Source organism: Lentibacillus populi (assembly GCA_014642895.1).
Classification (GTDB): Bacteria; Bacillota; Bacilli; order Bacillales; family Amphibacillaceae; genus Lentibacillus_C; species Lentibacillus_C populi.
This window is the reverse complement of sequence record BMJD01000030.1, coordinates 36,946-55,775: the sequence shown is the minus strand read 5'-3', so window position 1 is coordinate 55,775 and position 18,830 is coordinate 36,946. Positions and strand designations below refer to the sequence as shown.

The 18,830-nt window shown below is 38.8% G+C and carries 19 protein-coding genes; 17 read left to right on the top strand and 2 right to left on the bottom strand.

Features of this window, described 5'->3' with window-relative positions:
* Positions 1 to 280: 280 nt before the first annotated feature.
* The 4 genes from spoIIQ (at position 281) to spoIIID (ending at position 3,770) form a co-directional block, all read left to right on the top strand.
* Positions 281 to 1,258 (top strand): stage II sporulation protein SpoIIQ, encoded by a 978-nt coding sequence (spoIIQ, locus tag IEX12_RS16090; RefSeq protein WP_088052229.1) that lies wholly within the window; start codon positions 281 to 283, stop codon positions 1,256 to 1,258.
* 291 nt (positions 1,259 to 1,549) lie between these two features.
* Positions 1,550 to 2,584 carry an AimR family lysis-lysogeny pheromone receptor gene (locus IEX12_RS16085; protein WP_088052230.1) on the top strand — a complete coding sequence of 345 codons (1,035 nt, stop codon included), beginning with the start codon at positions 1,550 to 1,552 and terminating at the stop codon, positions 2,582 to 2,584.
* Between the two features lie 157 nt (positions 2,585 to 2,741).
* On the top strand, positions 2,742 to 2,972 hold the full coding sequence (locus IEX12_RS16080) for a hypothetical protein (RefSeq protein ID WP_088052231.1): 231 nt from the start codon (positions 2,742 to 2,744) through the stop codon (positions 2,970 to 2,972).
* Between the two features lie 516 nt (positions 2,973 to 3,488).
* Positions 3,489 to 3,770 (top strand): sporulation transcriptional regulator SpoIIID, encoded by a 282-nt coding sequence (spoIIID, locus tag IEX12_RS16075; protein WP_088052232.1) that lies wholly within the window; start codon positions 3,489 to 3,491, stop codon positions 3,768 to 3,770.
* 501 nt (positions 3,771 to 4,271) lie between these two features.
* Here the strand turns inward: spoIIID and IEX12_RS16070 are convergent.
* Positions 4,272 to 5,297: a nuclease-related domain-containing protein gene (locus IEX12_RS16070; RefSeq protein WP_088052234.1), complete on the bottom strand. Its 1,026-nt coding sequence runs from the start codon at positions 5,295 to 5,297 to the stop codon at positions 4,272 to 4,274.
* Positions 5,298 to 6,294: 997 nt separating this feature from the next.
* Here IEX12_RS16070 and IEX12_RS16065 point away from each other — a divergent pair.
* The 4 genes from IEX12_RS16065 to IEX12_RS23730 all read left to right on the top strand — a co-directional run bounded on the left by IEX12_RS16065 (position 6,295) and on the right by IEX12_RS23730 (position 10,639).
* Entirely contained in the window at positions 6,295 to 7,296 is a 1,002-nt protein-coding gene (locus tag IEX12_RS16065) for a rod shape-determining protein (RefSeq protein ID WP_088052235.1), read from the top strand.
* A gap of 600 nt (positions 7,297 to 7,896) precedes the next feature.
* On the top strand, positions 7,897 to 8,700 hold the full coding sequence (locus IEX12_RS16060; protein WP_188725494.1) for a flagellar hook-basal body protein: 804 nt from the start codon (positions 7,897 to 7,899) through the stop codon (positions 8,698 to 8,700).
* Positions 8,701 to 8,712: 12 nt separating this feature from the next.
* A complete protein-coding gene (locus IEX12_RS16055) occupies positions 8,713 to 9,540 on the top strand; it encodes a flagellar hook-basal body protein (protein ID WP_188725493.1) in 828 nt (275 codons plus the stop codon).
* A 424-nt stretch (positions 9,541 to 9,964) separates the two neighbouring features.
* Positions 9,965 to 10,639: a DNA-directed RNA polymerase subunit beta gene (locus IEX12_RS23730; RefSeq protein WP_188725492.1), complete on the top strand. Its 675-nt coding sequence runs from the start codon at positions 9,965 to 9,967 to the stop codon at positions 10,637 to 10,639.
* 58 nt (positions 10,640 to 10,697) lie between these two features.
* Here the strand turns inward: IEX12_RS23730 and IEX12_RS16045 are convergent, their stop codons facing one another.
* Positions 10,698 to 10,844 (bottom strand): lmo0937 family membrane protein, encoded by a 147-nt coding sequence (locus IEX12_RS16045; protein ID WP_106427347.1) that lies wholly within the window; start codon positions 10,842 to 10,844, stop codon positions 10,698 to 10,700.
* A 154-nt stretch (positions 10,845 to 10,998) separates the two neighbouring features.
* Between IEX12_RS16045 and fabZ the strand changes: the two genes are divergently transcribed.
* The 9 genes from fabZ to IEX12_RS16000 all read left to right on the top strand — a co-directional run bounded on the left by fabZ (position 10,999) and on the right by IEX12_RS16000 (position 18,784).
* The gene (gene fabZ, locus IEX12_RS16040) at positions 10,999 to 11,421 is read left to right on the top strand and encodes a 3-hydroxyacyl-ACP dehydratase FabZ (RefSeq protein WP_102414461.1); all 423 of its coding nucleotides are present in this window, start codon (positions 10,999 to 11,001) and stop codon (positions 11,419 to 11,421) included.
* Between the two features lie 826 nt (positions 11,422 to 12,247).
* Positions 12,248 to 12,934 carry a response regulator transcription factor gene (locus IEX12_RS16035; RefSeq protein WP_088052242.1) on the top strand — a complete coding sequence of 229 codons (687 nt, stop codon included), beginning with the start codon at positions 12,248 to 12,250 and terminating at the stop codon, positions 12,932 to 12,934.
* The gene (locus IEX12_RS16030) at positions 12,931 to 14,715 is read left to right on the top strand and encodes a sensor histidine kinase (protein ID WP_088052243.1); all 1,785 of its coding nucleotides are present in this window, start codon (positions 12,931 to 12,933) and stop codon (positions 14,713 to 14,715) included. The genes IEX12_RS16035 and IEX12_RS16030 overlap by 4 nt, the downstream gene beginning before the upstream one ends.
* A 411-nt stretch (positions 14,716 to 15,126) precedes the next feature.
* Complete coding sequence (locus tag IEX12_RS16025) at positions 15,127 to 15,846, top strand: N-acetylmuramoyl-L-alanine amidase family protein (protein WP_088052244.1); 720 nt, start codon at positions 15,127 to 15,129, stop codon at positions 15,844 to 15,846.
* A gap of 227 nt (positions 15,847 to 16,073) precedes the next feature.
* Positions 16,074 to 16,910 (top strand): polysaccharide deacetylase family protein, encoded by an 837-nt coding sequence (locus tag IEX12_RS16020; RefSeq protein ID WP_088052245.1) that lies wholly within the window; start codon positions 16,074 to 16,076, stop codon positions 16,908 to 16,910.
* Positions 16,911 to 17,145: 235 nt separating this feature from the next.
* Complete coding sequence (locus IEX12_RS16015; protein ID WP_088052246.1) at positions 17,146 to 17,628, top strand: competence protein ComK; 483 nt, start codon at positions 17,146 to 17,148, stop codon at positions 17,626 to 17,628.
* Between the two features lie 245 nt (positions 17,629 to 17,873).
* Complete coding sequence (locus IEX12_RS16010) at positions 17,874 to 18,377, top strand: pyrophosphohydrolase domain-containing protein (protein ID WP_188725491.1); 504 nt, start codon at positions 17,874 to 17,876, stop codon at positions 18,375 to 18,377.
* A 47-nt stretch (positions 18,378 to 18,424) separates the two neighbouring features.
* Positions 18,425 to 18,556, top strand: a complete 132-nt coding sequence (locus tag IEX12_RS16005; protein ID WP_088052247.1) for a TetR/AcrR family transcriptional regulator — start codon at positions 18,425 to 18,427, stop codon at positions 18,554 to 18,556.
* 75 nt (positions 18,557 to 18,631) lie between these two features.
* Entirely contained in the window at positions 18,632 to 18,784 is a 153-nt protein-coding gene (locus tag IEX12_RS16000) for a hypothetical protein (RefSeq protein WP_188725490.1), read from the top strand.
* Positions 18,785 to 18,830: the final 46 nt, after the last annotated feature.

The window sequence follows — 18,830 nt, the reverse complement described above, 5'->3', positions numbered from 1 at the left end:
TTTTTTATGGTTTTTAAAGGTTAAATTGCCATTATTCCCAATTTTACATAAATTATATTTCTTGACTTTTTTATTTTATTTTCCTGCAACGCAAGTGATTTTATATGGAAGTGTGCTTTCCTGGAAAAAATACTATTCTCCTAAACGAAATCCTGTACCTGTATAAAATCCTTACTTTCCCCCACATGCTGTAAAAAATACACAAAATCGAGAAATTTTTTTTATAAAATGTATAGTTTTTCTTTTTTCTGATCAGAATGGTTGTTGAGGTGATGATCAAATGAAAGAAGAAAACAATGGTACTCCAAAAAATAAATGGAGCCGCATTTTTCGCAAGAAGTGGTTTTTCCCAGCGTTATACCTGGTAATTGCCGCCCTGTTATTGTCAGTGGTCGTATGGTACCAAAATCTGGATAATCAAGTACAGGAGCCGAAAGACCAAGGCGTTTCAGATGACTACGCGAAAAGTCCGTACGATGATGAAGCGCAAACTGTAACCGAGCAGCAGGAAGCTGTTAAAATGCCTGTCGAAAAAGCAGATCAAGCAGAAATTGTAACTAAATTTTTTGATTACAACGCAGACCAAAAGGATCAGGAAAGTGCCCTTGTCCATTACAACAACCGATACTATCAAAGTACTGGTATCGACATTGCATCTCCAGAAGTTGAAAAATTTAATGTTACAGCTGCGTTAAGTGGAACTGTCACAGAAGTAAAGGAAGATCCGCTTTTAGGCAATGTTGTTGAGCTATCACACGAGAACGATGTGACAACGTACTATGCAAGTCTTGGAAAAGTTGATGTCAAAGCCGGAGATAAGGTGAAGCAAGGCGACGTTATTGGGACAGGCGGTAAAAACTTATTTGGTAAAGACAAAGGTGTACACGTCCATTTTGAATTAAGAAAAGATGGAAAAGCTGTCAATCCGGAGGAATTTTTTAACCAGCCTGTAAGCAAACTGGACAGTGCAGTAAAAGAGGATTCGAACACGGATGAGTCTGATCAGGCAGAGGAATCTGGAGCAACGGAGGATTCCAACCAAACCGATGAATCCAATGGTACTGATAATTCCAGCGATGCAGATGATGCAAATTCTGATGATCAATCTGGTACAAATGATGAAAGTGAAACACCGGATGCGGATCAGGGCAACAGTGATCAGAATCCAGATCAAGGTCAAGACAAAGAAACAGATGCAACGGATGGAAATTCTGCCGGAGCAACCTCCGATTCATCCAAAGCATCAGCAAATGCCTAATTTCATATAGGTATATAAATTGTTAGATTTACCCTAGTATAATTTGCTAGGGTTATTTTTTTGTGGATGCGGCTATCATCTTGCTGAGACAAGGCTCATGGAATCTATTCCAGGCGAGAGTCGAAAATTGTCGAACGATTCCGCTTTTTTTCTGCTAAAAATGTGTTATTATAATAGTAATCGTTGGTTATTGTTAGAGTTTGTCAGAATGTGTCGGAATAGCCATCTAATATACTTGAAACTTGAGTTCATATACGTAAAGGCCTGAGTTTATTAGAAAGGAGAAGCAACGTGAAGTATCCCAAGGCTGACATAACAGCTAATTCTTTAAATCCCATTTCCTCTGATGACAAACAGACATTGGAACAAATAATCCCAATGTTGCAACAGGAATACGATAACGAAACTGTTTTACAACTGACACGAAAACTTTGTCTCCAGTCGACCTCAGATGACATAAATAAAAAGGGAATGGAATTTTTATTTACTAATGGCTATTTGCATGACTTGCAACTACTTATTAACAAGAATAGAGAATCAGAAAGTAAATCAAACAGAGAATGGGCTGAAGTCTATCAACTTGTTGTTGACAGAGCAGAATTCCGTGCCTATCCTCGTAAATTATTAAGACAATTGGAATTTTGTCATACAGATGATCCTGAACTGCGCTGTGTGATTGAATTTCTTAAAATATCTATTCACTTTGACTTGAGAGAATTCGGTAAAATTGGCAATTTCCTTGATAAACAAACCTCTTTATTCGATGAGGTAGATGACACACTACTATTATCTTTTTTTAATTCAAGACTTTATCAAACCCTGTTTATCTATTATTGGACAAGAAATGAACTGATTGTTGCCAGAAAATATGCTTTCCGTGTACTTAATGAAACAACAAACAATAGAACGGCGGTAAACATGCATATTAATCTGGGGTTGACTTATACGTTTGATACTTATTTTCAAGGGATGTATCATCTGAATGAAGCGTTGAGGCTTGCCAAAAAACTAAATTATCAAGATGGCATTAACATAATTAACCAACAAAACATACCTTTTTTATCAGCCCATTTTAAAAAATTCGAAGGCATTACAACAGATGATAAAAGTGAACAAGCTCATTTGGAAATAGCAAAAGGGAATCATGCAAAAGGGATTGAACTTCTGAATCAGCTGAAAATCGACAGCCCTTTTAAAATGTATTACCTTGGCATCGCCAAACGAGACAAAAATATACTTCTCCGATCCTATAATTATTTTATTGAGAAGAGAAGTGATTATTTCTTCAGCAAATTACCACTAAGTGTCTTGGCAAATATGGATTGAGCAAAACAGCACTAACAACGTGGGTAGAAGTGGGGTTGCTCAAAAAAAATACCCTGCTTTTATTATAAAAAACCAGCAAAGAGAACAACACACCATGATGGGATTTCTTTTCATCTTTATCTTTAGCCAACTTAAAACAGGGAAGGGAGGGATATACATGAAGAAGGCACGCGCATTGGTTCTTGCAGCTGCGATGTTATTAGGAATCACATTTGCAACTGGCATGGTTAATTCAGGGTCTGCTTATTCGGTTGATCCGGGATATGGCGATATATTCAGTGACCCGGGATATGGTGACATATTTAAGGACCCAGGATACGGCGATATTTTCAGTGATCCAGGATATGGTGACATATTCAATGATCCAGGATATGGCGACATTTTTTAATTGTTGTTAGGATGTTTTGATATGGGACCATTCTCCAAAGTTTTGGTGAATTACAGTGTTTTCCACGCAGTTGCAACTGTAGCAATGACATCTTCCGTTTTTTTATTTTAACATTAGCACTGTAATTCACTCCTTCTAAAAATAACTGCTTGTCTCCTTCTTCAATCGCGTAATTTTAATCATAATCCACGAAATTTAGTAATAAAATGTTACAAACCAAGCAATCAATTCATGGTCTGAGGTGAGAGCTTGTGTAGCATGTCAAGCCTTTTTGTTAACCATCCAATACATACATTTTTTTTATAACTTTGATCGTCTTCACATATATATTACCGATTAGACTAAAAAATCGACATTGAGGGGTATTTTTATGCCCTGTTTTTTGAAAATTAAAAACGATACAAGACATCGCTGCACAATAATACATTTCCAGCTGATAATGAAGTCGTAATAATTCTTGATCACCTTGTCTCAGGTACACACCTCGGAAACAGACAACTTAGGGAGGCGAACGGTGTGCACGATTACATCAAGGAAAGGACTATCAGGATAGGGAAACATGTCGTTGAGACGAGGAAAACCGTCCGAATGATAGCAAAGGAATTTGGTGTGTCCAAAAGTACTGTCCACAAAGATTTAACAGAGCGTCTACCAGAAATAAACCCAGAACTGGCAAACCAAGTAAAAGATATCCTGGAATACCACAAATCCATCCGCCATCTCCGCGGAGGCGAAGCAACCAGAAAAAAATACAAGATCGAACCAGAAAAAGCAACAACCATTGAACCGGTAGGATAAACAGCACGAGAAATTAAAGGAGGTGGTTGGCAGCAGGTAAAACCTAACAGTACATTAGCTTTTTAATTTGCCGAAGACTCCAGCCGATATGTCTGGGGTCTTCCGTGTTTTGTTCCAAAGCAGGCGATAGCAGCCATTTTTTTAACAAAGGTATCAATCCATGAACTACGGGTATCGCGTCATAAGCAATTGCTCAATCCCAAAAATGGGGCATCACCCGGGGAGCAGGAACATCAACTGGGGGGCGAGGAACATCGGCGGTAGAGCGGGAACATTCGCCGGAGAACAGAAACATCGGCGGGAGGGCAGGAATATCCCCCGGAGAGCGAGGAACATCAGCCCAAGAGCCAGAATATCTCAGGAATATCAACCGGATACTGTTACTCAACTGCCAGGGCAAGAATATCGACGCGAGGCAGAGCAGAAACATCAATCCAAATATGTGAACAAGAATTCCAAGGTGAAATACAACTTCAGGTAGAATTAACATTGTGTTTTTAGTTAGTCAAAAATATCGAATACAGATTTATATTTACCCGGGAAATCGGAATTCTGCGGAAAGTCATTTACATTTGGTGAAAGGTATTTTCTAGCGCTATTTTTTCCGATATATTGTAAATTCATAGAGTTTAATATTGTATAGGAGCTTTTTGGTGAATTTATTCGCAGTAACTCCCTGCATTGTTTATTTGTGATTGTATTGTTGTAAAGAAGAAAGTAATCAAGTATATAACGTTCATGTAGTTTATACCCCGGTGTAGTGCATGAAGGGCATGCCCATTTTTTATAAAGGAGGTTCATGGGAATATGTCCACAAGCGGGGCAGGGAATTCCTTTTATAAGATGCTGCTCCTGAACGTTGTATTTACTAATTAAATCTGGGTGTTTTGGGGAATTTTCATTTAATATAATTTCACTAATCATTTTCATCTGGGCTTTGTTTAATACATTTTCGGGATACTTTTTAACCAGTTCATTTAGATGCAAGTACAGACTTTCTGTTCTAATTATTTTTCTATAAATATCCGGATCATTCTGCTTTATTCTTAGAATGGTTGATGGATTACTACTTACCACCAATGTTTCGATTGGCACCGTTAAATTAAATCGCTGCAGCCAGGTGTTTAATTGCATTCTTTGCGACTCGGCTTGAAGTATTGGATCCTTAATTGCAATTACTTTGTCTCCTTTTTTCTGTATTAATTGATGCAGCTCTTGATCATACTCTATTTCTCCAGCCAGGTTTTTGATTTCTAGAATACATATGAAATTTTTAGAAATAATTAGTGTATCAATTTGAAAGTGTTTGTTGAAGATTTTCAAGCGGATGTCATGTAAAATAAAGAAGTTTTTGTGAGGATAAAGGGATAAGTTATAATCTACATCTTTTTCACCATAATAACCAGCGTTAAAACGTTTGTAATCCTCAATAAGTTTATGGTTCCTCCTGTATGTTTCTTTCAAATTTCTAAACAAAGCCTCGTAGCACAAAATAACGTAAGGTTTTTTTCTCTCATTTAAAAACAATAAAAATCTCCTCCTTTTCAATAGTACATTTATTAATTCGACAAAAAGTGAGAAAGTCCTGCAATTAAATTATGAATTTTATGTGAATGTTTTAAAGTAGTTTTGAGAAAACCCACCTGACGATCAATAACATCAACTGGAGGGCAGGAACATCCCCTGGAGATCATGAACATCAGCGGGAAAGCGAGAACATCCCCCCGGAGAGCAGGGGCATCGGCGGGAGAGTGAAAACATCAACTGGAGGGCAGGAACATCCCCTGGAGATCATGAACATCAGCGGGAAAGCGAGAACATCCCCCCGGAGAGCAGGGACATCAGTGGTAGAGCAGGAACATCGCCCGGAGCGCGAGAAACATCAGCGGGAGGGCAGGAACATCAGCGGGAGAGCGAAGACATCAACCGGAGAGCAGGAACATCAGCAGGAGAGCGAGTAACATCAACCGGAGATCATGAATATCGCCCGGAGCGCGAGAAACATCAGCGGGAGGGCAGGAACATCAGCGGGAGAGCGAAAACATCAACCGGAGAACAGGAACATCAGCAGGAAAGCGAGTAACATCAACCGGAGAACAGGAACATCGCCCGGAGCGCGAGGAACATCAGCGAGAGGGCAGGAACATCAGCGGGAGAGCGAAGACATCAACCGGAGATCATGAACATCAGCAGGAGAGCGAGTAACATCAACCGGAGATCATGAATATCAGCGGGAGAGCGGAAACATCGACCGGAGAGCAAGAACATCAACGCGAGAGCAAAAACATTAACTCGAATGCGAGAGCATCAACCCGTACAAGGGAACACATTACCCTAGGGAAATGCATTGTCTCTGATCTACGCTGGAAACTGGAGACGGTCTAATGACACACGAAAAAATCCCTAAACTTTTTTCCAATATATGCAGTTAATTGTTGAACTTTGTGGTAAAATATTATATTAGTAGCATTATGTCCTCTGACAGATGCGCGATGAGTAAATGTAGCAAGGAGGATCTTGATTCATGTTTTCTAGGGATATTGGAATTGACCTTGGAACCGCCAATGTATTAATTCACTTAAAGGGAAAAGGAATTGTTTTGAATGAGCCGTCAGTCGTTGCGATGGATCGTACCACAGGCAGAGTGCTTGAGGTTGGCGAGGCAGCGCGGCGAATGGTTGGGCGTACACCAGGAAATATTGAAGCCATCCGTCCATTGAAAGATGGAGTTATAGCGGACTTTGATGTGACAGAAGCAATGTTAAAACATTTTATAAATAAAATTAATGTAAAGGGGTTTTTGTCGAAACCACGGATGTTGATTTGCTGCCCAACGAACATTACGAAAGTGGAGCAAAAGGCAATTAAGGAAGCGGCTGAGAAATCCGGTGGCAAGAAAGTATATTTGGAAGAGGAACCGAAAGTAGCAGCAATTGGAGCAGGGATGGAAATTTTCCAGCCGAGCGGAAATATGGTCGTTGATATTGGCGGCGGTACAACAGACGTAGCCGTATTGTCGATGGGCGATATTGTAACCGCACAGTCGATTAAAATGGCTGGCGACAAATTTGACGGAGAGATTCTTCAATACATAAAGAAAAAGTATAAACTGCTAATTGGGGAACGTACTGCAGAGGATATAAAAATTAACGTTGCAACGGTTTTCAAAAATTCGCGTAAAGAGGAAATGGATATTCGCGGACGTGACATGGTATCCGGCTTGCCGCGCACAATTACCGTCTACTCTCATGAAATTGAGGAGGCACTGAGCGAATCGGTGGCATTAATTACACAAGCGGCCAAATCAGTATTGGAGCACACACCGCCAGAATTATCCGCTGACATTATCGATCGCGGCGTCATTCTTACAGGTGGAGGCGCATTGATTCATGGTATTGATCAACTGCTAGCAGAGGAATTGAAGGTTCCTGTCTTTATGTCAGAAGAACCGATGAATTGTGTTGCCAAGGGAACGGGTATTATGTTGGAGAATATTGATAAAATTGAACGGAGAAAAATTGTTTAATGGTAAACTGGACGCATCTAGGTTAAGTCAATCGGACAAGTATCACATCTCGTATGAAACATCACGCTGTAAACAGCAATTATCGAGGTATTCCTGATTGGAAAGGGGACTTTCATACAGAAAATTCCCTGTTGCCTCATTACTTTATCATACACTAATGCCCGATTTTCAATTGTATCAAACGTTGAACAAAAGCGGAAGCGCCCGTTTAGCGGCTAGAGTGCTCTCGCCCTGCCAAGCAGGGTGGTTCGGTGTTGCTGCCTGGAGCAGCGGTTTTAACCGAACAAACAACCGCCGGAGATAAAGGAAACATGCCACTAAAAAAGGGGTAGACGTGAGTTGGGCGCAAAGCCCGTTTTAGCCGGCCATCCTTCCTACCCGAACGAGGGGATGTTCGACTAAGAACGCCACGTCCGCATGTCTTCGTCGAACTGACCTACATCCTGTAGGCCCGACTTATCGTACGGAGGCGGGTGTTGCACAATAGCCGCTGGGCGCTGGAACTGGACGTGGCTTACTCTGCCGAGAGCAGAATAGAGCCTAAATTTATATACTTCCTTATCTTTAAAAAATTCCTTACATAAAGGGGATCTGAGTATTGTGCTTAGAGGATTTTACACAGCAGCCAGCGGAATGATTGCCCAACAAAGGCGGCAGGAAGCCTTATCCAATAATATTGCCAATGCGAATACTCCTGGCTATAAAGCGGATCAGCCAACATTACGTGCATTCCCAGAATTATTAATACAGCAGATGGGGGCAAAATCGATTCCGACAACGAAGGGACTGAATTTGCCAACCCAAAATCCGCTTGGCAGCCTGAACACAGGGGTTTACGTTCAGGAAACAGTACCGAATTATGCCCAAGGTGATATCAGGGAAACAGGCATTTCAACCGACGTCGCATTAATTAATGGCGAACTGCCGGATGAGACGGGCTCATTATTTTTTACCGTACAAAATGAAGCAGGGGAGCAGCGCTATACACGAAATGGCAATTTTACAGTTGATGGACAAGGTTTTTTAGTGACGAATCAAGGATATTACGTGTTAGATCAGGCAGGTAATCCGATTCAAACAAATGGAATGGACTTTGATGTTACCGATAATGGCGTGATTCAAATAGGTGGACAGACAGCCCCGCTTGGCATTGCATATGCTGCAAACGCCGATGAGCTTGAAAAAGAGGGCAATGGCTTGTTTAATGGTGAGGCTGGTGCAGTCCCCGCCGGTGCCACTTTCAATGTGAAACAAGGATTTTTGGAACGCTCCAATGTGGACGCATTGCAGGCGATGACACAAATGATGGAATCTTACCGCTCGTTTGAAACAAATCAGCGTGTATTAAAAGCATATGATGAAAGTATGAGCAAAGCCGTTAACGAGATCGGCCGGCTCGGTTAGGAGAGGAATTGGATGTCACGAACAATGATCCAAGCTGCAGTGACGATGAATCAGCTGCAGAACAAACTTGATTTAATTGGACATAACTTGGCGAACAGTCAAACAACCGGTTATAAAAGTCGCCAGGCAGATTTTTCATCCCTATTATTTCAGCAGATCGACAACCTGACAGATCCCGCTAATGCAGAAGGCCGGCTTACCCCTGATGGTGTTCGTGTCGGGTCTGGAGCCATATTAGGTCACACGAATATTAAGTTAACACCCGGTGCATTAAAGGAAACCGGACGGGGATTAGACGTTGCCTTATTAAAAGACAATCAGTTTTTCCAAATTCAAGTGATGGAAAATGGTGTTGCGGAAACACGTTACACAAGGGATGGGTCGTTTTACCTAAGTCCTGTTAATAATAATCAGGTAATGCTGACGACCACTGACGGCCAGCCTGTTCTTGGAGAGAATGGCCCGATAACTTTTGCGGATGGATTTGATGAAATTGCAATCCAATCGGACGGACAGATTGTTGTCAAACAGGGAAATCAAACGGAAGCAGTTGGCAGGCTTTCAATTGTGGAATCAGTACGTCCGAGACTTTTGGAAGCCACAGGACAAAACACTTATCGTCTTCCTGATCTGGATGCATTAAACATTCAATACGCCGACGTTATGCAGGCAGTCAATCCAGACGCTGATGTGTTAAAAACTGGTGCCCTCGAACAATCGAACGTTGACATGGAAAAACAGATGAGTGATTTGATTATGGCGCAGCGATCATACCAATTCAATGCACGGACAATTTCGATGAGTGATCAAATGTCGGGTCTTATCAATCAGCTTCGTTAGTGTTTATTACGTATTAACGGGCTAAGCGTGAGTAAACCAAAAGCGTGAAGGTTGGTATACTGTAAATTGCTGATTCGTTCGGGCCTGCACGATGCAGGTCACAAAGGCGTTGCAACAGGACGCCTGAAACTTTAGCCTTTGTTCCATTAGCTCAGTGTAAGGGGAAGAGGAGCCCTCCCAATTAAAGCTTTAAAGCAGGATAGGTGGGGTCAACTGACCTGTTTCACGAACTTTCAAGGGGAAGAGGGCATACCATCTACACACGACCTGGCAATTTCACCTTATTGACGAATGGCATAAAAATCACTATAGTAGTTTTATGAAATGCGTGAGATTATTAGTTTACCAGATAAAGCTTTCATAGGATTTAATGCTTTCCGAGAATGGATCATCATGAACGCAAGGAAGTAAGGAGAACCGCGCCATGTCCACTAACCAATCGAAAAAGCCTGTTAATGAAGAACAGCCTAAAAATCGACTTCTAAAAGATATACTTCGAAAGGGAAAAAGATTGCTGAGACGGTTGCAGGCTTTGCTGAAACGCCTTTCAGAAAAACTTAAAGTCCTGCTTGCAAAACTACGTGAGTTGTTAAAGCAGGTAGTTGAAAAAGTAAAGCCCCTGTTACGTAGATTGCAGCATTTATGGAAAAGGTTTATAGCAACAATTAAAGATAAGCTGGAAGAAATCCGGCAAGAGCTTAAGCGTAATCAAGAGAAGCGAAAGCAAGCCAAGGTAGTAAAAAAAGAGCAATCTGATCAGCAGGAAAAAGGATTAGTCAAGAAGCGGGCAAGGCAAACGGAAAAAGAAACGAAGAAACGGTCAAAACAAAAGCGGGCCGATCCGGCAGAAGAGGCAACTGCCGAAGTGAAAACCCGTAAACAGCAGAAGCAACTGCAGAAAAAAGAAAAAAATAAAAGACCTAGACGACGTGTTTTCCCAATCTGGCTGCGGCTTATTGTCATTCTGATTCTTTGTGTGGTAGCTCTTATCGTCGGGTTAATGATTGGTTTCGGTGTGATTGGCGATGGTAACCCAACAGACGCATTGCAAAAAAGTACGTGGCAGCATATTATTGATATCGTTAAAAAGGAAAAATAAACAAGCATGGCTGCGGTTAGTGCAGCCATGCTTGTTTTATATCTTGGAAAAAACCCCGCTATGATTTGCGATTGCCTGTGAATAATCGTATGACCAATACAATAATGGCAATAACAAGTAATACATGTATAAGGCCTCCAGCTATTTTAAAGATCAAGCCAAGTATCCACAAAACAAGCAGAATAATGAATATTGACCACAGCATCATACTCACTCCTTGTCGTTTACTTTGTCCACTTTTTGAATCTTTATTCTTAAGGACAATGAATGTCGATATCGTTCACTACCCTTTTTTTCCTCGTTTTAACCAATTATTTTGTTATAATGAGAAAAGTACATAAAGGAAAAGGAGCGAGTTTATCATGGACATGCAGCAAATAAAAGATATTATCCCGCACCGCTACCCATTTTTATTGGTGGACAAAATTACCGAAGTGGAGGAAGGAAAGCGTGTTGCCGGAATCAAGAATGTATCGATTAATGAACCTTTTTTTCAAGGACACTTTCCTGATTATCCAGTTATGCCAGGTGTGCTGATTATCGAGGCACTTGCACAGGTTGGCGCTATCGCCATGTTAGGCAAGGAAGAAAATAAAGGGAAGATCGGTTTCCTGGCAGGTGTTGACAAATGCCGGTTTAAACGTCAAGTAAAGCCTGGTGATCAATTGAATTTGCAGGTCGAAATTTTGCGTTTGAAAGGTCCGATTGGAAAAGGAAAAGGTGTTGCAACGGTTGACGGCGAAGTCGCCTGTGAAGCAGAGATTATGTTTGCGATAAAGTGAGGTTTCAAAAGTGGGGTGTTTTTGCACCTCACTTAAATTCCATTACGTCAATTACATGCGCCTGAATGCTAGCGGCTTTTTCATAGAAACTGGGTGTATTACTGTGTTGATGTTTGCGTTCCGGCCGATATTCACACCCCTGAGATGACATTTGGCTCAGACGATTTACCATTACAACGGACACCGCGTGTATATCCATATCCATCCCCCTATCAATTTTTTAATTTGCGTAATTTTATCCTTAATTTTGTGCAAAACAAAATGACTATCCGTGAAGATAGTCTCCATTCTTTTACTTAATTCCATCTGATTAATTATTCGGGTTTACTGAAACCTTTGAATTCAACAATCGGACCAGGGAACTTTGGATTTTCCACAGTTTGAGCTTTCAAGCAAAAAGCATTTGGGCAAGTAGCCGTCTTGTTTAATGGTAACTTATCAACATAGTACATCCCGGAACGCCGGATGCTAAGAAAACAGCACGTCTATAGTGGGGAGCAGGGGAAAAGCTGGAGATAACCTCAAAGGCTTACCTACCGCTAACCATTCCGGAGTAAGGATTTGACTCTCTATTTATGAATAGGGCCATTATCTTAAATAACCGCTTTGATTTAAAGTATGAGCTCGAAAAAAATTTCGATTTCGTTCTATTCTAATGCTGTTTTAATATGGGTAATATAAAAATGTAAGGTGTGGCAATTAATTCAACTATCCCTAAAAAGGGTTTACCACGAAGGCAATAAATTAAAATCTTTATCTTATCTTTACATCATTGTGATATTCTTTCACATAGGTACTAATCTTTAAGACATTGCGAGGGAGAAAATTGCAAAAAACAATATTAATTGTAGAGGATGAAGACATTTTACGTGAAATAGTTAAGGATTATTTATTAAATGCAGAATATGAAGTATTAGAAGCAGCAGATGGAAATGAAGCTTTAGCTATATTTGAAGAACAGGAAGTCCATTTAATTATTCTAGATATTATGTTGCCAGAGTTAGACGGATGGTCTGTTTGCAGACGAATTCGCAAATCATCCGATGTGCCTATTATTATGCTGACAGCTCGTGCGGATGAAGACGATACGTTACTTGGTTTTGAATTAGGTGCTGATGATTATGTTACAAAACCATACAGTCCACCAATTTTGTTGGCAAGAGTAAAACGATTAATGGATAGTCGATATTCTCATGCAGATAAGTTATCTAATCAAGATACTTTAATTAGCAATGGTATCCAAGTCTATTTCCCTTCACGTACAGTGACTGTAGATGGAGAAAGCATAAGTTTGACACACACAGAGTTTGAAATATTAACGTATTTAATGCAAAATCAAGGGATTATTATTACGAGAGAACAACTTATTACTAAAATTTGGGGTTATGAATTCGTTGGTGATGACCGCACAATTAATAGTCATATCCGTAATTTACGTCATAAATTAGCTAATAAAGCAAATAGTATTGTAACTGTTATTCGGGCCGGTTACAAATTTGAGGCCAAAGCATGAAAAGAGGAATTGTAACAAAATTATTTATGCTAACGGCATTATTATGTATGTTCATTTTGGCAACTATTTTCATTGGACAAACCATATTTTTTAAGCAATATTATGCAAACCAAAAGATAAATGATATTAAAGCGAGTATTCAATCTTTTGAGAAAGACTACTTAAAGACTGGAGAAGATGTATCAGCAATTCAAAGGCTAGAGCAGGATTTCTACCAAGAAAATTCAACATGGATTACAACATTGGACAGTGTAGGAAATATTAAATACGCAAATGATTTTTCTGTAAAAATTCAATTAGATCCTTCTCGAGATAAGGATTTCTCTAATCGTATAATGAACATCCCATTGTATAGCCTCATTGGTCTTGAAGATATGCAAAGGGTAAGGTTTCAATTAGAACAGGGAAATCGTATTTATATTGATGGGATAAAAAAGGATAATACAATCATTCCTGCTATTTTAACGGTAAAAAATAAGAATGTTGTATTAGAGAATATGCAACTATCGGAAAAGTTATATGGCAAAAGGGATGCGACAGAACCTTCTCCAAAAGATAGCTCACAGATCTTTTTTAAAGGAGAGATTAAGAAATTACAATTACCGTCGGGTGCCGTACGTTCAAACATTTATACAAATCGTGTGTTTATAGAAAGAATAAAACGATTTCAAGTAAACCTATTATTAAATGAAAATTATAATAGTAATGCCAAAACAATGGACTATGAGGAAAATAATATTAGTTACAAAATAATAATTAGACCCATAAAAGATACGACTGGTGAAACAACTTATATTTTTGCTATGACATCCTTACAACCAGTTGATGAAGCCGTACAAATGTTAAAAGATTATTATGTATACTTAATTATATTTGTACTAATTCTTATTGTTTTGGCATCATTTTATTATTCAAAAAAGATCGCTAAACCATTGTTACAAATAAATGACACGACAAATAAGATTGCAAACTTGGATTTTTCGGAAAAAATACCCATTACATCAAAAGATGAAATTGGTACATTATCACACAATATTAATACACTCTCTGCCACTTTGAATTCATATATTAATCAATTGCAGCAGGATATAGAGAAAGAAAAACAATTAGAAAATACACGTAAAGAATTTATTTCCGGTGTTTCACATGAACTAAAGACGCCTTTAAGTATAATGAAGAGTTGCATCTCCATTTTGGAAGATGGAGTTGCAAGTAATAAAAAAGATTATTATTTTAAGGCAATGGCAAACGAAGTAGATAAAATGAATATGCTCATTGTTGATATGCTTGAATTAGCAAAATTTGAATCTGGTACGTTTAAAATGAAAATGGATGTTTTCTATATCGATCAGATCATTGAGTATATATGTGAACAATTAACATTAGATATAAGAAACAAGCAATTACATGTTCATAGACACCTTTCTAAGATTAAGGTAGTTGCAAATCAACATCGGATTGAACAAGTGATTACGAACTTTATCACCAATGCGATTCGTTATACACCAGAAAATAAAAGTATTATGATTTCCACAAAAGAAGAAAATGAGCGTGTAAAAGTATGTGTAGAAAATAACGGGGCCCATATTCCCGAGGAACATTTAGAGAAAATATGGGATCGTTTTTATCGTGGAGACACATCTCGCAGGCGTTCGAAAGGTGGAACAGGATTAGGGCTTGCTATTTCAAAAAATATTTTAGAGCTGCATGAGTCGCAGTATGGTGTATCGAATACCGAAGACGGTGTGCTGTTTTTCTTCTATTTAAACAAAGAAGGGTAGATATATTATTAAGAAAACTTTTACATTCTGCATACTTAAGGGATAATGAGGTTTAATTTTATTTAAGCTGTCCGTTCAATGGGCCTTTAATGAAGGTATTGAACGGATGGCTTTTTTTGTATGAACGTGATCATAGACCGTATTAATTTTAACCGCAACATCATTTATAAATCTTTAAATGATTTCTATATTATCTTTATCTCATCTTTATCTCTTTCTATTAATATTTAAACAGTTGAAACGTGCTTAGAACCAGGAGGGATAGATTATCAACAGCTTTACAGCAGAAAACTAGGAGAATCATCCGTCAAAAAGCAAAAATCAGTAACTACTAAATGCAATGACTTTTGTCAACGTCAGTACGTTAATAGTACTCCTAAACCATAGAAAATATAGAAAGAAGGTAGAAGCATGAAAAAAATACTATTTATTCCATTACTATTACTTTTAATTGTAATAATATCAGTTTTCATAAGCAACTCGGTCAACAATAAAACGAACGCTAATCATAATAATATCATTAACAATAATGATGATCATAATGATGATAAAGACACAGTTCTTAAAGTTGTCATTGATCCAGGACATGGCGGTAAAGATAAAGGGGCGACAGGCGCCAGCGGTAAGTATGAAAAGGATTTTACGCTAAGTTTATCGAAAAAGGTGGAAGAACTGTTGGAGCAGGAATCTGGAATACAGGTTTTTATGACCAGAACGGATGATAGCTTTATTTCACAAGAAAGCCGATACAGACCAAAATATGCTAATAAACTAGATGCAGATTTATTTATATCTATTCACGGTAACACCTTTTCCGATCCCGATGTTTCAGGCACCGAAACGTATTATTATCACAAGAATTCCCGCCTATTTGCTAAGTTCTTACAGAAACATGTGGTTGAAGCAACCGGGTTCAGGGATAGAGGAACAACGAAAAAAGATTTATTTGTTGTAAGAGATACGAAAATGCCAGCGGCTTTGATCGAAGTAGGTTATCTAACGAATCCCCAGGAAGAGTCCAAAATGTTGACGGACGATATTCAATCACGTGTTGCTAATTCAATTGTTGAAGGGATTAAAGAATACAAGGAGAGATCGGAAAAACAAGGGATCTTAGAATGGATCTTTTAAAAATCAATACAGAACGTGGGTATGTTTTTTCTTTCATCTTCATAAAAGGTAAAATTACCATCACAGTAAGCCATCCAATTTTATGACTTTATATGTCATATATATGGATGGCTTCTTATCATTTTATTTAATCTTTAACGTAAATCCATTTGTCCTTCATCTCTTCTTTACCTCATTTTATTAATCTATCAACAAGGATGAAAACGATATAGAATAGAGGTTTTTAAATGAAAAAGCTTAAACTATTTATTTTTCTTGCCTGTTTGGTTATTTTTTATGGATGTCAAAGTGATTTGGACCATGATCAGAAGGAATCAAAGGCGAAGAAATCCATTGTAACAAGTCAACATACAGAGTCGGAACTTAATAATAAAAAGTCCATGAAGCAAAAAACGGAATCTGAGAAGTCTGAGGCGGATAAAGAGAATATAGAAAAAACTGTTTACCTGACCTTTGATGACGGTCCTACTTCAGCAACAACAGATATTCTAGATACTTTACACCAATTTGATGCTGAAGCAACATTTTTCATGCTGGAACCTTCTATGAAGGAATTACCAGAAGCTGTAGACAAAATTGTAGAGGAAGGTCATGCTGCGGGTTTACATGGTGTGACCCATGACATATACCACTTTTATAAATCCGAACAATCTGCTCTTGAAGAAATGACTACTGCTCAGGAGACACTTAAACAAATTGCAGATGTCCAGTCCAATCTGATTCGGACACCTTATGGAAGTGTTCCTTATTTAACTGAATCATATCGAGAGGTTTTAGATAGCAATGGGTTTAAAGTGTGGGATTGGAATATTGACAGTGATGATTGGTCATTATCCGGTGACCAGTATGTAGATACGGTTATTGGACAAATAGAAGAGCTGGTTAATGCCGGGGAGGCACCAATTATTCTTATGCATGATAAACAAAATACAGCTGACCATTTGTCTAAGCTATTAACCTATCTAGCAGAACATGGATTTCAAACAAAAAAAATTGAAGAAAATACACAACCATATAACTTCAACTGTTATCAACGGTGTCATCGACTTTCTACAAAGGAGTAGCATAAACAAGCATTAAGGAAGGCGCAAAAGCTAAACGGACCATTGCGCCTTTGTTATGTTCACGCAAAACGAAAGCAATTTAAATAATAAATTGATACCATCCCCCCTGTAAATAGGAAAACTTATATCCCATTCTATGCCTCTGATTGTAAACTTTTTTCAAACAACAATAATATTAATTAGCAAATCATCTGAAAAAATAGTACAATAGTCATGAGAATGGGAGGATTGACTGATGGGCGTTGTTGTAAATTCACCTATTTATGTGATAACACCACAAACGAAAGCAATTTTACAAAAGAATTCTGCCTATTATCGTTCGCGAGTTTTGGAAATAGGACGGGAAAGGTCTTCTATTTACAGGCCGGAACACATCTTAAATCATAACTGTACCATTAATGGCGCAACTTTATCAGGGAGAAGAGCTGCAGTAAAACATATTTTAAAGGCCTGCAGCAAATTACCGATCCCGGTTATCCCCTGCAAAGATGTGTACATGCTGCCGACAGCCTCGATCAAAAGCAGAGATTGTGTATGGCTCTCCTATTATCACGTTCATTATTATGAACAACGGGATAACAAAACATATGTCGCCTTTCGTGATGGTTCAGGTCTCTATGTTAACGCCTCAGAAAATGCAGTGGATATGCAATTCAAGAAAGCCAGTCAGGTAATTGCCCAGATGAAACGCCCTACCTTTCAAAATGTAATAGGTTGAGTAACAACGCCTGACCTGGGCAACTATGGCCAGCTTTTTCACAATAAGTGTGGCTAATTAACCATTACCCCGGGTCGATTTCGTACGTTTCCTGCCCAAAACCTGATTTGTCCACCAGTTATTATTGAGAAGCCTTCTATACTTGCTTCATTTACTCCGACCCATGTATGATGGAAAAAAGAAAAGCAGTATTCACACCTATATGACTGACCGATCAGTCAAAACGCATGGAGAGGGGAATAGTAATGAATAATCCATATGAACAGGTTCGAGAATTTCATCAGGCATTTCGTCATCCAATAAATGATAAGCCAACAGCAATGGACAAGGAAACAGCGTTAAAACGTGCGGCTTGGACAACGGAAGAGGTTGTTGAATTTTTATACGCAACTGTTTCTGGCAACAAGGATGAGTTTCATCATTTAGTTGATCAATTACATGAATCCATCGAAAAAACAAGGGAAAAAATTATCCGAAAAAACGAAGAAATCACGGATGTTGTTGTCGCACAGGCAGACGCATTAACGGATATCAGTTATTTCAACTATGGATCCTTTACCATAATGGGTGTGGAACCGCAGCCGTTATTTGATATTGTTCAACAAGCAAACATGGGGAAATTATGGGATGACGGCAAAGCACGATACAGGGAAGAAGACGGTAAAATTATTAAACCGCCAATGTGGGAAAAGAATTTTGCACCAGAACCCAAAATAAAAGCAGAAATTGATCGTCAATCCAAATTGTAGACTGAAACCTTTCAGAATGTAATACGTATAAAGAACCGGGTGTTAAGATGAATGAGAAGTTAATGCTGATCGAGAAAAGCATGAATTTGCTTGCCCGGAAAGGATACCATACCACATCCATTCAGGAAATCGCCACTGCTGCCGTTGTATCAAAAGGAGCATTTTACCTGTATTTTTAATCGAAAGAAGATTTTATCAGGACAGCATTCCGTTATTACTATAAGCAAATTTCAGAAAAAGTGGGAAAACCTCAATTGCAAAAGCAGCAGCTCCATGAAGCGCTTGATGTTATTTTGAATGAAATAGGAGAAGCTACACCACAGCTAATACTCATTCAAGGGATGCTGGCACATTTTCAAAATAGTACCGATTTTAAAACAGAGTGTCACGAGGTTGCCCGACTTTAGAGATAGAACTGCTGTAACAGAAATTAAAAACAGAGGAGATACATAG